Source organism: Streptosporangium sandarakinum (assembly GCF_013409935.1).
In the GTDB taxonomy this organism is placed as follows: Bacteria; Actinomycetota; Actinomycetes; order Streptosporangiales; family Streptosporangiaceae; genus Streptosporangium; species Streptosporangium nondiastaticum.
Genome location: NZ_JACCCO010000003.1, coordinates 545,352 through 560,713, shown reverse-complemented (window position 1 = coordinate 560,713; position 15,362 = coordinate 545,352). Strand labels below are relative to the sequence as shown.

Below are 15,362 nucleotides of genomic sequence, written 5' to 3'. Positions count from 1 at the left end.
GGATCGGGGTGCGCGCATGAGAATAGTCCGAGTGAGCTACCGGGTGCCGCCCGAGCGGGGCGGCAAGGAGCGGCACGTCGACTGCCTCACCCGGGAGCAGCTGGGCCGCGGCCACGAGGTGGCGCTCGCCTTCCGGCGCGGGAGCACCGTGCCGGAGGGGGCGGCCGTGCTGCCGCTCCGGCCGACCGTGCCGTCCCGGATGCTCGCGGCGAGGTCCGACGTCCTCGCGTTCGCGGCGGAGGTGGCGCACACGCTGCGGCACACGAGCCGGGCGGATCTGGTGCACCTGCACGGGGACCACGTCGAGGCGGCCGTCCTGGGACCGTTCTGCCGGCGACGCGGCGTGCCGCTGGTGCTCACCGTGCACGGCGCCCTCTCCCGGCGCCATCACCGGGTGGCGCGCAGGGCGCTGGGCGCGGTCGACGCGTTCATCGCCCTGGGGTCCCGGCCGGCGCGCGACCTGGTGGAGCTCGGCGCCGACCCGCGCCGCGTCCTGACCATGTCGAGCGGGCTGGACCTCGCCGGCATGCCGTGTCCCGGGCCCCCGGCGGACCGGGAGCCGGGCTTGGTCGTCAGCGTCGGTTCCCTGGACCCGGTGAAGAACCACGATCTCGTGATCGAGGCGGTGCGCCTCGTCCGCCGCACCAGGCCGGAGGTCCGCCTGGTCATCGCCGGTGACGGCCCGGAGCGGAGCCGGCTGTCGCGGCTCCCGGAGGCGGGCGGCCCGATCGAGCTGGCCGGCCCGCTCTCCCGGGACGAGGTGTACGGGCTGCTCCGGCGGGCGCAGGTCTTCGTCCTCGCCTCGCGCCGCCTTCCCGGCAAGGGAGAGGGGGTGCCGACCGCGGCGCTGGAGGCGCTGGCCCTCGGCACCCCTGTGGTCCTCTCCTCCGAGGCCTCCCTCGACCCGGTCGTCCGGGACGGCGGGGCCTACCGCACGTTCGAATCCGGCTCGCTGGACGGGCTGGTCTCGGCCCTCGGCGCGGTGCTCGACGACGAGGAGGCACGCGACCGGATGAGCGCGCGCGGGCCGCGGGCGGTGGCGGACCTGGGCTGGCCGGCGGTCGCGGGCCGGGTCGAGGAGTGGTACCGCGTCGCCCTGGACGCGGCACGGCCCGGCGGCGGGCGGTGAGACCCGCCGGTCACGGCCGCCGTGCGAGCACCGTCCGGGCGCCGCGCCCGGCGCAGGAGAGCAACGAGACCACGGAACGCAGGTCGGAGTGCCGGGGCAGCAGGTCCCGCGCACCGACTCCGGCCGTCCGGGCGAACCACAGCACCTCGACCACCGCCATGGCGGTGTAGCTCACGCTGGAGGCCAGCGCGGCCCCGGCGGCGCCGTACCGCGGTATCAGCACGGCGTTCATGCCGAGGTTCGCCGCGAGGGCGCCCACGGCGACGGAGGCCATCGTCATGGGGCGGCGCAGCCGTACCAGGTACTGCTCGACCGGCCGGAGAAGCGACCACGCGACCATCCCGGGGGCGAGGAGGAGCAGCGGCGTCACGCTCCCCGCGAAGGGGGCGCCGTACAGCAGGGGGATCAGCGTCGGCGAGGCGACCGCCAGCGCGCCGACGCTGATCGAGGAGAGCAGCAGGTTGAGGCGGACCGTGCGCAGGGTGGCCCCCTGGGCGGACGACTCGTCCTCGACCGCCTGGTGGGGCAGCGTGACCTGTGCCATCGCGTCCGTCGGGATCCTCGCGAGGGACAGGAACGCCATCGCGGTGGTGTACAGGCCCACCTCGGCCGGTGACACGAAGGCGTTCAGCAGCAGGACGTCGACGGTCAGCAGCAGGTGGAAGGCGACCGGCCCTATGTGGTAGCGGCCGGACAGCGAGAGCTGCTCGCGGGCGAGCGCCGCCTCCCCGCGTACGGCGGAGCGGCCGAGCGACCGGACGAACAGCGCGAAGGGCACGACCGTGGAAATCGACCAGCAGACGACCACGATCGGAAGGGTGAGCCGCCCGAGGACCGCGAGCGTCAGGATCGGGAGGTACAGGACGAGCGCCGCCATTACCACCGATCGGTTGACCAGCCCGTTCTGGGACCGGAGGAGCAGGATCCCCTTGAGGTTGACCGCCGCGACCCCGAACGGCACCGTGGCGAGGGCCATGATCATGAGATGCGGCGCCGGGAGGGGGATGAGGGCGAGCACGGCCCCGAGGGCGATCAGGCCGGCCGCGAGGCCGAGGGCCAGCCCGAGGATCAGGGCGTTGCCCGCGAGGAACCGGCGGCGTTCGCGGACCGGCCAGAACACCATCTGCGACCTTCCCACCGAGAGGTGGCCCAGGGCGATCGCCATCCCGGCGGTGGTCGTGATCGTCGCGTAGACGCCCCGGCCCTCGGGCTGCAGGGCGCGTGCCAGGAAGACCCCCGCCATCGCCGCCAGGGCGAGCGGCAGCGCCTGGCTGACCATGGTCTGGACGACCCTCGCGAGGTGGTCCTCGTTCATGACCGGGGCGGGGAGGACGGGCCGCCCGGGGTCGCGTGTCCGGCTACCGCGCACGGCGGGCCCTCAGGAGCCTGCGGTACAGGACGAGGTGCTCCTCGGCGACGACGTCCATGTCGAGGTTCTTCCGCGCCCAGGCGCGTGCCGCGTTCCCCAGCGACAGGGCGAGGCCGGGGTCGTCGAGCAGCCGGACGACGCCCTCGGCCAGGGCCGCCGGGTCCGCGGGGGGCACGAGGACACCGCGGCCCTCCAGCAGTTCGGGGGTGCCGCCCACCGCGGTGGCGACGATCGGCCGGCCCGCGGCCATCGCCTCCATGACCGCGTTGCTCAGCCCCTCGGAGATCGACGGGAGGACCACCAGGTCGGCGCGGGCCAGGAGTCCCCCGGTGTCCACGCGGAATCCCAGGAACCGGACGTCCACCCCGAGCGCGCTCGCCTGCTCCTCAAGACGCGGGCGCTCGGCGCCGTCCCCGACGAGCACGAACGTGCACGGGCGGCCGCTCCGGGAGAGCAGCGCGGCGGCCTCGATGAGGAACCGGTGGCCCTTGTTCTCGCTGAGACGCGCCACGCACACGATCAGGGGCAGCGCCGTGTCGACGTGTTCCGGCTCGACCGGGTCGAACGCCGGGGCCGGAAGCCCGTTGTAGATCACGCTCACCTTGCGGGCCGGTACGCCCTCGACCTCCCGGGTGCCCTTCGCGATGGCCACCGCGTTGGCGACGACCTGGTCGGTGATGGCCGTCACGGCTCTTTCGAGGGCGACGTACCCCGGGTTCCGCGGCTTGAGGTAACCCTGCGTGCGCCGTCCCGTGACCACGACCGGAACCCGCGCCAGCCGCGCGGCGACGGCCCCCAGGACGTAACCCTCGTAGAGGAACCCGTGCAGGACGTCGGGCCGGAGCCGTCTCAGCAGCCCGACGAGACGGAGGAACGCCCGCAGGTTCCGGGCGAGAGCCACCGGGCCGGGCGACCGGCGGGAGAAGCCGAGACGGTGCACCGCGATCCCCTCGGCGAGGAGGTCCGCCTCACGCGGCCCGCCCTTCGACAGGACGAACACGTGCGTCTCGACGCCCCTGCGGTGCAGCTCCCCCGCGAGCAGGACCAGCTGCTTCTCCGCGCCTCCCAGCCCCAGGTGCCCCGTGACGAGTACGACACGCTGGACATCGGCTTCGTCTTCCACCGCCATGACAGGCCCTTCGCTCGGAACGACATCGATCTTCACTTCTTTCACGGGGGGCGCCGTCGCACCCCGCGACGGGCCCCGGGAGGAGCTCATGTCCGTGAACCCGGGACGGCGGACGCCGCCGCGTCCGCGGCCGGGGCGGGAGGACCGTCCTCCCGGGACGGCGTCCTGGTCCACGCGATCGCGGACAGCAGGCTCGTGACCATCACGATGGGCATGCGCTGGCGGAAGATGAGGCCGATGTTCGACATGGTGGTCGCGTACGCGACCGTGCCCGGAACGACGAAGAGCATGATGATCAGCAGCATTCTCCGGTCGTAGCGCCACAGCCGGCGGAATCCCTCGGCCGCGCAGTAGAGGAGGTAGTACCAGAGCACGGTGTCCGCCTTCCCGAGCTGCAGCGCCAGGCTGCCGGACATCCAGGGGAACGGGGCCAGGACCGTGTAGACGATCTTCGGGCCGAGCGCGTTCCAGGCGTTGCCGTCGTCTTCGAAGACCACCCCCGAGCCGCCCTCCGCGTTGGCGAACCGGACCTGTGCCGACTGGCCGCGCTCCAGTTGCTCCTGCAGGATCCCGGCGGGGGTGAACTCGGCGGCGCTCTGGACGACGACCAGGGCGGGTATGGCGAGTGCGGCCACGACGAGAAGGGTCCGCGGGGAGACGGCGCGCCTGATCCGGGTGACGCCGAAGAGCAGCGGCAGGACGCACATGAACACCATGTACGGGCGCACATGCCAGAGCGCCCACAGCAGCGGGGCGAGCAGCAGCAGCTTGCGCATGCCGAAACGCTGCATGTTCGAGGCGGCGAGGGCGAGGCAGGCCAGGACGAGGAACGCGTTGAGACCGTCCTTGAACGTGTCGGACGTGTGCAGCAGGAATCCCGGGACGAAGGCCATGATGACGAGCAGCCGGAACGCCGCGCGCTCGTCGGCGCCGACGAGCCGCGCGAACCTGTACATGACGACGCACAGCCCGCAGGCGATGAGCGCGACGACGGCCGTGCACGCCAGCGGTGCCCGCCCGCCGCACAGGTACACGACGATCGCGAAGAGGTGGCAGGGCACCGAGATGGAATAGATGGGGCCGACCTGCTCGGAACTGACGAACTGCACCCCGTGGTGTCTCCAGTACTCGGCGATCTCCACGGCCTTGGCCTCGTAGTAGAGGTTGTCCCCGCCGTAGTCGATGAAGCCGGACCGCGTCACCAGGACGTTGACGGCCAGCCGGACGACGAAGGCGGCCATCAGCACGGAGAGGATCCTCCCTGCCAGCCGCGCCTCGAAGCTCGCGTGGACCATGAGAATGAGCGTCACCGCGACGACGGCGACGACGATGTACTCCATGACGGATCACCTGGTATTCGTCGGCTCGCTGCGCGCGGTCCCGGCCGGGGACGTCCGGCTCCGGGACCCGAAGCGATTCGGGTGGCGGACCGGGAGGGTCGCGGAAGGCTCACGACGGGCGCCGCGGCGTCCCGGCGCGTGGCCGGCGGTCATGAGCAGACCTCGTCGTACAGCCTGTCGAACCATTCCGCTGCCCGGCCGATGTCCATGAGGCCGGCGCTGTCGCGGGCGCCCTCGCGAAGACGCGCGTGGACTTCGGGGCGCATCGCCCGCAGGATGCCCGCGGCGAGGGCGTCCGGGTCCCCGGGCCGGGTGAGCAGGCCGTTCCGCTCGTGCTCCACCAGGTCGGGCACTCCGCCGACGGCGGTGGACACCACGGGCACCCCCGCGGCGAGGGCCTCCATGACGACGACCGGGAGGCCCTCGTAGTCGGAGCTGAGCACGAGGAGGTCGGCGGCGGCGACCAGGTGACCGGCCTCCGCCACGTGTCCCACGAGTCGCACGCCGTCCAGCCCGAGCTCGGCGACGCGCCGGGCCACCGGCGCGTGCAGCGGGCCGGACCCGGCGAGCAGGAACATCGCGCGCGGCTCCCGGGCGATCACCTTCGCCGCGGCCTCGACGAGCAGCGCGTGGTTCTTCTGCGGGCGGAGATTGGCCGCGTGCACGATGAGGAAGGCCCCCTCGGGAACGTCCCACTCCCTCCTGGTCCGTTCCGCCTGCAGCGCCCGGCGGCGCTGTTCCTCGACCCGGACGCCGTGCACGCGGACGGACAGGTTCCGCGCGCGGGCGCTGGTGCGCGCCGCGGCGACCTGCGGGGAGACCGCCACGGTCCGGCTGTCCAGCCAGGCGGTCGCCTGGTCGAGCGCCATCGTCAGGGGCCGGTACCGGACGTTGTGGACGGTCGAGATCAGAACCGGGCGGGTCCTCCACAGCCGGGACGCCGGCCGGAGCAGCGACGCCGGAAGGGGGGAGTGGATGTTGAGCACGTCGGGCTCCAGCCGTCTGATCTCCCGTACGAGGTGAACGGGGCGGAGCGGGCGGGGGCGGGAGGTGAGGTCGACGACGCGGATGCCCGCCGCCCGCAGCCGCCCGGTCAGCTCCGCGGTGGCCGCCGTCATGCACACGACGGTGTAGCGCCTGCCCGAGGGAGGCGTGGCGAGCAGCCGCTCCACGAGCAGGACCTCGGCGCCGCCCACATCGAGTGTTTTGATCACCTCGCAGACGTGTGCGCCGCTCACCGCGCCGCCCCGGGCAGGCGGGTCCTCTCTCTGCTCTTTCATGTCTCGAAAAACCTCTCCGTGTGGCCGCGGTCTCGGGCCGAAGGTCTCCTGGTCAGGTTTCACGCCGTCCCGCGGCCGCGGAGGGGTGGCGCACCGCCCCGGGCGCCGTCCATGTCCCCCGCCGAGTCCCCCGCGGACGCCGGGACGGTCACGCGCCGGAGCCGTCCGGCAGCGAGTAGACGGCGTAGCCGCCGGAACGGAACCGGAGCCGCGCGAAGTCCCCGATCCGGGACCCCGGGTCCAGGCGGCTCTCGTCCGCGAAGAGCCAGCGCACTCCGTAACGGTCGCGCAGTGACCGGATCGCGGCCTCCGACGGGGTCCGGAAGGCCGCGTCGTTCGACCGGATCCGGTCGGCGTCCCAGAACGGGAGGTTCTGGAAGCGCTGCCCCGGGTGCCAGCGGCTCAGGTTCGTCGTCGTGTACGCCCATCCCTCGACCAGCACGCGCCGTTCGGTCAGCGCGCTCACCCAGAAGTGGCGGCTGTCGCACGGACTCTCGTACCCCCAGCGGCAGTGCGCGTTGGTGGCGACCAGGTCGTCCGGGTCCGAGTGGTCGCGCAGCCACCGCCCCGCGGTCAGGGCGCCCGGCGGGACCGCGCTGACCGGCACCCAGCGGCCCGCCTGCCGGTCGACGCCCTCCGCGCCGCCGGCGGTGGAGAGCGCGCGGGTGCCCCAGGCGGCGGGCATGCCCGCGGCGGAGACCGCGAAGATCACGAAAGCCCAGATGTGGACTCCGCGCCGTCCCATGGCGAACAGGACCGCCACCGCGAGGGCGGCGGCGACCAGCAGCGCGAGGTAGGGCCGGTACAGGGCGGTGTCCGGCTGGCCGGAGGCCAGGGGAACCCGGACGCCGCAGAGGACGCGGATCAGCCAGGCGGCCGACAGCCCGGCGGCGACCGCGACGGCCACCCGCCAGGGGGACGTCCGCGCCCGTCTCCCGATCACGACGAGACCGTAGGCGGCGACGGCCGTCAGGTAGGGGTAGGCCCCGCCGAGGAAGTAGACCTGGCTCATGGAGCAGTGCCCGAACACGAACAGCACGCCGAGCCCGGCGGCGCCCATGCCGAGCATGAGGGCCACTCCCGGCTCGGCGAGCGTGCGCCGCCTGCCCAGCAGCCCCAGGACCCCGCACCAGATGACGGCCCAGCACATCAGGTACAGGAGCGCGACGCCCAGCACCGAGGTCCACGCCGGCTCGGCGGTCTCCTCCATGCCGGTCAGCTCGCGCCAGGTGACGCGCATCAGGGCGAAGGGGTCGACCACCATTCCCTGCCGTGCCTGGCCGAACAGCACGAAGCCGGCGTAGAGGGAGCACACCGCGGTCATCCCCAGCGCGGCGAGCGTGGGCCAGGGCGGCCGGCGCCGCCTGATCGCCTCGACCGTGCCCGCCGCCACCAGTCCCGCGGCGAGCAGGGGAAGGTATACGGCCTTGGCCCCCATGACGGCCACGAGGAAGAGGCCCAGCAGCAGCCACCTGCCGGCGCCCCGCCGCCGACGTCCCAGGAGGTCGAGCAGGAGAAGGACGACCGGGGCGAACAGCAGCGCCCCGAACGTCTGGGACGGGCTCGTCCACGACTGGACCTTCCAGGTGAACACCCCGACGCTCGGGCCGAGGTAGAGGTCGGGGGCCGTCACGAAGAACGTTCCCGTGACGGTCAGCAGGGCCCCGGCCCACGACCCCGTGACACGCCTGCCGATCATCCCCAGGATGACCGCGAGCGCGGCCAGCATGGGCAGCATGGCCAGCCGGAACAGCAGCACCAGCGGCTCCGTCCCGGTCACCCAGCTCGCCGCCGCCAGGTGGGCGTAGACGAACCAGTGGTAGAGGAGGGGTTCCCCGGCGACCATCGGCGCCGTGGGCGGCATGTGGTGCTTCGCCTCGCCGACGAGGGCCAGGTGGAACGGCAGGTCGGTGTTGGACCCGCCGATCCGCGGCCAGGTGAGGCCGTACTTGAAGAAGGTGAGGGCGCTCCAGGCGAGCAGGGACGCGAGGATCAGCGAGAGGGACCACGACCACCAGAGCGGCGTACGGATCCGGGGCGCGCCGGTCCAGTGCCTCCGCAGCCGGGGGACCGCGAGGAAGACCGCGTAGGTGGCGATCGGCCACGCCAGGACGAGCAGCGGCACGCCCAGGGAGCGGGCGGCGATGTAGGCGGGCACCTCCACGGCGTAGCCGAGCGTCACGCCCAGGGCGATCTCCTCCGCCGCCGTACGGCGGCCTCTGTACAGCGCCCGGAGCAGCAGCACCCCGGGAAGCGCGAGACACAGCGCGATATAGATCCCGAAAAACACGATGTCCCGTACGGAGACTCCGTAAATCCACAGCACGGCCACCGTGCAGGCGGTCAGCGGCACGACCGGCAGAAACGCCGGAACCCGCCCCGGCGTCCGGCGCCATGGAGAACGCCGCTTTTCCGGAGGAGTCCCGCTCGTTCGGGCCTCTTCCAGCGGTTCGCGCGGCGCGGACGTGAAACCCTGAGGCGGCGAAGCGTTGACCATGGGGGCAATCCTCGCGGTCCGCCCTTGTCCGGAGCGTCGGGAACACTCGCGCACGGAATGTCCTTGCCACTCCTTTATGCGGAGCCGCCGGTCCGGCCCTCGCCAGGGGCGGGGCCGTCGAACCGGCCGGCCACCTGCCGGAAAGACCGGGGTGCGGCCTCCGCGGCGGGCCCGTGCCCGATCGGCCGGGACGGACAGGGCAATGCACATGAAGCGCAAGAAAGACCCGGAAAGAATCAATAAATAGCCATGCCCCTTTTTTCGCCCTTCGCATGCTTTGCAGGGAAAGGCTAAGAGCTAACCGTCCTGATCATGCACAGGTAGGGAATGTGGAAACTTTTCGTCGCCAGCGCGACACGAGCGGCGAACGGATCAAACATCGAGCTAGCTTCTTCGGGTGACCCAGGTCCATCACCGAGGAGCCCGCATGAAGCCGGACGCTCGAATTCGTGTCATGGAAATCATCGCGCGCATGAATGTCGGCGGCCCGGCCACCCAGGTCGTGGGACTTTGCGAGCGGCTGAACTCCGAGGAGTTCGACCACCGCCTCTACACCGGCCACACCGACGGCGGCGAGAGCGACCATCTCCGGCTGCGGGACGTGGCGGTGCCGGTACACCAGGTTCCGGGCCTGGGCCGGTCCATCAGGCCGTCCGACGACTACCATGCGCTCGTTCACCTGGTCAGGGCCATGCGGGAGTTCCGCCCGCACATCGTGCACACCCGGACGGCCAAGGCCGGCGCCCTCGGGCGCGCCGCCGCCGGCCTGGCACGCGTCGGCTCGGCCCGGGTGCACGTGTTCCACGGTCACCTCCTGCACGGCTACTTCTCCCCCGCCCGGCGCCGCCTCTACGTGCAGGCGGAACGGTTCCTGGCGCCCATGTCCGACCGGCTGGTGACCGTCGGGGACCGGGTCCGCGACGACCTGCTCGCCGCCGGGATCGGCCGGCCGGAGCAGTACACCGTGATCCCGCCGGGAGTACGGCTGGGGCCGGTCCCCACCCGCGAGGCCGCCCGCGACGCCCTGGGGCTCCCGCCGGACGCGCCCGTCGTCGCGTACGTGGGCCGGCTCACCCGGGTGAAACGGCCCGACCGCTTCCTCGCCGTGGCCGGCGAGGTGCTCCGGAGCCTCCCCGACTGCCGGTTCGTCGTCTGCGGGGGCGGTGAGCTCAGGAAGGACGTCGAGCAGGACATCGGGCCCATGCGGGACTCCGTCCGCCTCCTGGGATGGAGGAGGGACGTGGAGACGGTCTACGCCGCGGCCGACGTGGTCCTGCTGACCTCCGACAACGAGGGCACACCGCTGAGCCTCATCGAGGCGGGGATGGCGGCGACCCCCGTCGTCTCCACCCGCGTGGGGAGCGTCGACGAGGTCGTCCGGGACGGGCACACCGGCCTGCTGGCCACGACCGACACCGGCGAACTGGCCTCGCACACCGTCCGGCTGCTCTCCGACCAGGCGCTCGCGCACCGGATGGGCGAGTCGGCCCGCCGGTGGACGACGGCCTCGTTCGGGGTGGAACGCCTGGTCGCGGACACCGAAGCCCTTTACCGGTCGCTGCGCGGCGCGTCCCGGTACCGCCACACCTCGAAGGGGACGAACAGATGAGAATCCTGGTCACGGGCGGCGCCGGCTTCATCGGCGCGAACACATGCCGGGCGTTCACCGCCCGGCCGGAGGTCGAACGCGTCACGGTGCTGGACGACCTGAGCAGCGGAGACCTCGCCAACCTGGACGGCGTCGGGGTGGAGTTCGTGAAGGGCAGCATCCTGGACCGGGACCTCCTGGCCGACCTCGCCGCCGACGCCACCACGGTGATCCATCTGGCCGCGCGGCCCTCGGTGCCCCGGTCCCTGACCGATCCCGTGGCCTCGCACACCGTCAACGCCACGGGCACCCTCAACGTCCTGGAGGCGTGCCGGGAGACGGCGCCGCAGGTGATCCTCGCCTCGTCGTCCTCGGTCTACGGGAACCGGCCGGAGCCGTACAAGCACGAGGACCTCCCCACCCGGCCGCTCAGCCCGTACGGCGCGAGCAAGCTCGCCGCCGAGGCCTACGCCCTGGCGTACGCGGAAAGCTACGGCCTGCCGGTCCTGCCGTTCCGGTTCTTCAACGTCTACGGCCCCATGCAGGCCGCGGACCACGCCTACGCGGCCGTCATCCCGGCGTTCGTCTCCGCGGCCCTGCGCGGCCGTCCGGTGCCGATCCACGGTGACGGGAACCAGGCGCGGGACTTCACCTACGTGGGGTCGGTGACCGACGTCCTCGTCGACGCGGCAGTCCGCCGGGTCACGAGCCGGAGGCCGGTGAACCTCGCCTTCGGGACCCGGGTCTCCCTGCTGTACCTGAGGCGGCTCCTCTCCGAGGTCCTGGACAGGCCGATCGAGGCGGACTTCCTGCCGCCCAGGACGGGCGACATCCGGGAGTCCCAGGCCTCCCCCGACCTGCTGCGCGACCTGTTCCCCGAGGTGCGGCCGGTGCCGCTCGAAGACGGGCTCCGCATGACGGCGGCCTGGTTCGATCCGGCGGCGGTCCCGCCCACCGGGGCATGACCCGGCGCACGCACCCGATCCACCCTTCTCCCCCCGCCCATAGAAACATCTCCAGCGCGTAATAGGGGAAGCCGTGAGCAAGCTAACAGGGAGCACCTATCTGATAACGGGCGGCAGCGGGTTCGTGGGATCGCATCTCACCGACGCGCTGCTCGCCCGCGGTGACTCCGTCATGATCCTGGACAACCTGTCGACCGGACGGCTGGACAACCTCCGGGCGCATCCCCGCCTGCACTTCGTGCAGGGGTCGGTGCTGGACGAACTCGTGGTCGACGAGCTGGTCCACCGCTGCGACGTCGTGGTCCACCTGGCGGCCGCGGTCGGCGTCAAGCTGATCGTCGAGCAGCCGCTGAGATGCCTGACGACGAACATCCGCGGCTCGGAGAACGTCATCGAGGCCGCGCACCGGTACCGGAAAAAGATCATGATCACCAGCACGAGCGAGATCTACGGCAAGAACTCCGGCGGGCCGCTCCACGAGCTCTCCGACCGCATCCTGGGCAGCCCGGCGGTGGTCAGATGGGCCTACAGCACGGCCAAGGCCGTCGACGAGATCCTGGCCAACGCCTACCACAGGGAGCGCGACCTCCCGACGGTCGTCGTCAGGCTGTTCAACACGGTGGGGCCGCGGCAGAGCCCGGCCTACGGCATGGTCATCCCCCGCCTCGTCAGGCAGGCGCTCAGCGGCGCGCCGCTCACGGTCTTCGGCGACGGCACCCAGACCAGGTGCTTCGCCCACGTCAAGGACGTGGTCGACGCGCTGCTCCGGCTCCTCGACCACGAGGACGCGATCGGCCAGACCTTCAACGTCGGCGCCAGCGACGAGGTGAGCATCCTGGAACTCGCCAAGCTGATCATCGAGCTCACCGGGACCACGTCCGGGATCGACCTCATCCCGTACGCCGAGGCGTACGAGGCGGGCTTCGAGGACATGGCACGCCGGGTCCCCGACACCACGAAGCTCCGCGCGCTCACCGGGTGGGTGCCCCGGCTGTCGCTGGACGACATCCTCGCGGACACCGTCGCCGAGGCCCGCGCCGATCTGGCGACGTCGCCGCGGTGAACGGCGTCACCGTCCTCGGCGCCGGGGTTGCGGCCCTCCTGCTGACCGCCGTGTCCACCCGGCCGCTGGGGCGTCTCGCACTGCGCTGGGGCATCACCGACCACCCGGGGGGCTACAAGACGCACGAGCGGCCGATCCCCTACCTGGGCGGCGTGGCGATCATGCTGGGCACGATCGTCCCGTTCGCCGCCGTGGTGGGCCTGGACGACGTCCGGGTCACCGCTATCGTGCTCGCGGCCGCCGCCGTGGCGTTCCTGGGCCTGGTCGACGACTTCTCGCCGCTCTCCCTGCTCATCCGGCTGGCCGTCGAGGTGGTGGCCGCCACCGGGGTCGTGGTGGGCGGGGTCCAGGCGTCGCTGACCGAGTCGTGGGCGGACGGGCCGCTCACCGTGCTGTGGATCGTCGTGATCACCAACTCGTTCAACCTGCTCGACAACATGGACGGCGCCCTCGGCGCCATCTCGGCGGCCGGTGCGGCCTGCCTGGCGGGGACGGCCTTCGTGTGCGCCCAACCGGCGGCCGGGGTGCTGCTGGTGACCCTGGCCCTGGCCAGCCTGGGATTCCTGCCGCACAACTGGGCGCCGGCGAAGGTGTTCATGGGGGACTCCGGATCGTTGTTCATCGGATTCGTCTTCGCCTGCTCATCCACCCTGCTGGTCACCGGGAAGGGGACGGGCGCGGTGATAGCGGGCCTGCTGCTGTCGACCTTCGTCGCGACCGTCGACACCGGGGTCGTGCTCCTGTCACGCCAGCTGGCCGGCCGCCCGCTACTCCAGGGCGGCAACGACCACATGTCCCACCGCCTGCGCCGGATCGGCCTCGGCACGAGGGCGACGGCCGCCGTCCTCGCCCTCATGGCGGCTCTCACCGGCGTGCTCGGCCTGGCGACGGCCCTGAACTGGATCTCGCCGCTCACCGTGGCCGTCGCCGCCGTCGGGGCCGTCCTCATCCTCATCGGCCTGCCGCAACGAGTGCGGGTCTACTCCTCCGACCGGGCGCGCAGCCGCCCGGCGACCATCCTGGAAAGGCGGCGATAGACCGGTGGAACTGCTCTACTACGTACGGCTCGCACGCAGGAACTGGCTGCTCATCCTGCTGGCACTGGTCATCGCGGTCCCCGCGGCGCTCGCCGTGACCGCGAACACCCCGCCCAAGTACACGGCGACGATCTCCATGATGGTCTACAGCGAGGACCGGGAGGGCAGCCTCTCCACCGCCTACCAGGCGGGGATGCTGTCCCAGCAGCGGGTGCAGTCGTACGCCCGGTTGCTGACCAGCCGCCGCATGCTCGACAGGATCGCCGAAGGCGGTGACGTCCGGCGCCTCCAGGAGAACATCACCGCGGAGGCCATCCCCGCCACGGTGCTCATCCGGGCCACGGTCGCCGACACCGACCCCGTGCGCGCCGCGCGGCTGGCCAACGCCCTGGGAACCGGCTTCCCCAAGCTGATCAGCGAGATCGAGCGGCCGATCTCCCCCGGGCGTTCCGTCGTCAGGGTGACCATGGTGGACCCGGCGGACGTCCCCACGGAGCCGGTCAGCCCCAGGCCGCTGGTCAACCTGGCGCTCGCCCTGGTGGCCGCGCTGTTCCTCTCCGTCGGCTCGATCATCCTGCGTGACCGCCTGGACACGACCGTCAAGACACACGAGGTGCTGCGGCTGACGTCGAAGAGCTCGATCCTCGGGACCATCGGCTACGAGCGGAACGCGCGGCGCCAGCCGCTCATCGTCCGCGACCGCGGCCGCTCGTCCAGGGCCGAGGCGTTCCGCTCGTTGCGCACCAACCTGCAGTTCATCGGCGTCGACCGGCAGCCCCGGTCACTGGTGGTCACCAGTTGCCTGCCGGGCGAGGGGAAGTCCTCGATCGCCACCAACCTGTCGATCACACTCGCGCAGGCCGGCTGGCGGGTGATCCTGGTGGACGGCGACCTGCGCCGCCCGCGCATCCCGCACTACCTCGGCATCGAGGGCGCGGCCGGCCTCACGGACGTGCTGATCGGGAAGATGGCGCTGCGGGACGTCGTCCAGACCTGGGGGGAGCCGGGCCTGTCGGTCCTGCCGAGCGGTCAGGTCCCGCCCAACCCGAGCGAGCTGCTCGCCTCGCAGGCGATGCGCACGCTGCTCGGCCAGCTCATGGAGAGCCACGACATGGTGATCATCGACGCGCCGCCGCTGCTGCCCGTGACCGACGCCGCGGCGCTCGCGGCGATCTGTGACGGCGCGCTGCTCATCGCGCGGTACGGCAGGACCCGGCGGGAGCACCTCGTCCGCGCCGTGGAACTGCTGTCGTCGATCAACGCCCGCCTGGTGGGGGCCGTCCTGAACTTCGTCCCGGTCAGGAGGAGCAACTACCACGGCTACGGCTACGGCTACGGCTACGAACCCGGGGCGAACACCGAGGTCAAGACTCCCGTGGGTGTGTGAGCAACCGGAGCGGGACGGCGAGCGCCTCGGCGATCCTCCGGCTCGCCGTCCTGTGGGCCCGCCGGGAGCCGCCGTGGGGGTCGGGGATGTCGGGCCGCTCCACCGGGACCAGGCCGCGCAGGGCCCGCGCCTCGGCGACCAGTGTGTGCGCCCGCCGTACGAGGTCCCGGTGGCGGAGGACCGTCTCGGGCGGCACGGCCCGGGACAGGGCGCCGAACTCGGCGATGGTGAAGACCCGCGTGGCGGCCGCGGGCAGCAGCTGCACCGCGCGGGCGCGGTGCTCGGAGGCGGCCGTCAGCACGAGATCGGCGGCGGCCACCAGCTCGGGAGTGAGCGGCCGGGAGGCGAAGCCGCCGGGATCACCGCCGAGCCGGACCAGCGACTCCCGCGCGCGTTCGGCCATCCGGCCCCCCGGCACGGCGTGGGTTCCCGCGCTGCTCACCCGGACCGGTGAGGCGGGCCCCAGGGCCGACCTGGCCAGCCGCTCCGCCACCGGGGAGCGGCAGATGTTGCCCGTGCACACGAACAGGATGTGAAATCCGGCGTCGTCCCGCGACATCGTCACCGCTCGCACGTCC

12 protein-coding genes are annotated in these 15,362 nt (G+C 72.3%); 6 read left to right on the top strand and 6 right to left on the bottom strand.

All coding sequences use genetic code 11. The features are described 5' to 3' along the window. Positions 1-16: 16 nt before the first annotated feature. On the top strand, positions 17-1,129 hold the full coding sequence (locus HDA43_RS28945) for a glycosyltransferase family 4 protein (protein WP_179827269.1): 1,113 nt from the start codon (positions 17-19) through the stop codon (positions 1,127-1,129). Between the two features lie 10 nt (positions 1,130-1,139). Here the strand turns inward: HDA43_RS28945 and HDA43_RS28940 are convergent, their stop codons facing one another. The 5 genes from HDA43_RS28940 to HDA43_RS28920 form a co-directional block, all read right to left on the bottom strand. Further along, positions 1,140-2,444 (bottom strand): lipopolysaccharide biosynthesis protein, encoded by a 1,305-nt coding sequence (locus tag HDA43_RS28940; protein ID WP_179827267.1) that lies wholly within the window; start codon positions 2,442-2,444, stop codon positions 1,140-1,142. A gap of 43 nt (positions 2,445-2,487) precedes the next feature. Next, positions 2,488-3,627, bottom strand: a complete 1,140-nt coding sequence (locus tag HDA43_RS28935) for a glycosyltransferase (RefSeq protein WP_179827265.1) — start codon at positions 3,625-3,627, stop codon at positions 2,488-2,490. Between the two features lie 86 nt (positions 3,628-3,713). After that, complete coding sequence (locus HDA43_RS28930; RefSeq protein WP_179827263.1) at positions 3,714-4,967, bottom strand: hypothetical protein; 1,254 nt, start codon at positions 4,965-4,967, stop codon at positions 3,714-3,716. A 149-nt stretch (positions 4,968-5,116) separates the two neighbouring features. Continuing rightward, positions 5,117-6,247: a glycosyltransferase gene (locus HDA43_RS28925; protein ID WP_179827260.1), complete on the bottom strand. Its 1,131-nt coding sequence runs from the start codon at positions 6,245-6,247 to the stop codon at positions 5,117-5,119. A 148-nt stretch (positions 6,248-6,395) separates the two neighbouring features. Further along, the gene (locus tag HDA43_RS28920; protein WP_179827258.1) at positions 6,396-8,600 is read right to left on the bottom strand and encodes a hypothetical protein; all 2,205 of its coding nucleotides are present in this window, start codon (positions 8,598-8,600) and stop codon (positions 6,396-6,398) included. Positions 8,601-9,198: 598 nt separating this feature from the next. On the opposite strand from HDA43_RS28920, the gene HDA43_RS28915 reads away from it, so the two are divergent. The 5 genes from HDA43_RS28915 to HDA43_RS28895 all read left to right on the top strand — a co-directional run bounded on the left by HDA43_RS28915 (position 9,199) and on the right by HDA43_RS28895 (position 14,784). Further along, the gene (locus tag HDA43_RS28915) at positions 9,199-10,353 is read left to right on the top strand and encodes a glycosyltransferase family 4 protein (protein WP_246424746.1); all 1,155 of its coding nucleotides are present in this window, start codon (positions 9,199-9,201) and stop codon (positions 10,351-10,353) included. Further along, positions 10,350-11,297 carry an NAD-dependent epimerase/dehydratase family protein gene (locus HDA43_RS28910; RefSeq protein WP_179827254.1) on the top strand — a complete coding sequence of 316 codons (948 nt, stop codon included), beginning with the start codon at positions 10,350-10,352 and terminating at the stop codon, positions 11,295-11,297. Before HDA43_RS28915 ends, HDA43_RS28910 begins: the two co-directional genes overlap by 4 nt. A 73-nt stretch (positions 11,298-11,370) precedes the next feature. Continuing rightward, entirely contained in the window at positions 11,371-12,360 is a 990-nt protein-coding gene (locus HDA43_RS28905; RefSeq protein ID WP_179827245.1) for an NAD-dependent epimerase/dehydratase family protein, read from the top strand. Further along, positions 12,357-13,397: a glycosyltransferase family 4 protein gene (locus tag HDA43_RS28900; protein WP_179827244.1), complete on the top strand. Its 1,041-nt coding sequence runs from the start codon at positions 12,357-12,359 to the stop codon at positions 13,395-13,397. Before HDA43_RS28905 ends, HDA43_RS28900 begins: the two co-directional genes overlap by 4 nt. Positions 13,398-13,401: 4 nt before the next feature. After that, positions 13,402-14,784 carry a tyrosine-protein kinase domain-containing protein gene (locus tag HDA43_RS28895; protein WP_179827242.1) on the top strand — a complete coding sequence of 461 codons (1,383 nt, stop codon included), beginning with the start codon at positions 13,402-13,404 and terminating at the stop codon, positions 14,782-14,784. Here the strand turns inward: HDA43_RS28895 and HDA43_RS28890 are convergent. Beyond that, on the bottom strand, positions 14,762-15,358 hold the full coding sequence (locus HDA43_RS28890; protein WP_179827240.1) for an arsenate reductase/protein-tyrosine-phosphatase family protein: 597 nt from the start codon (positions 15,356-15,358) through the stop codon (positions 14,762-14,764). The genes HDA43_RS28895 and HDA43_RS28890 overlap by 23 nt on opposite strands. Positions 15,359-15,362 lie beyond the last annotated feature (4 nt).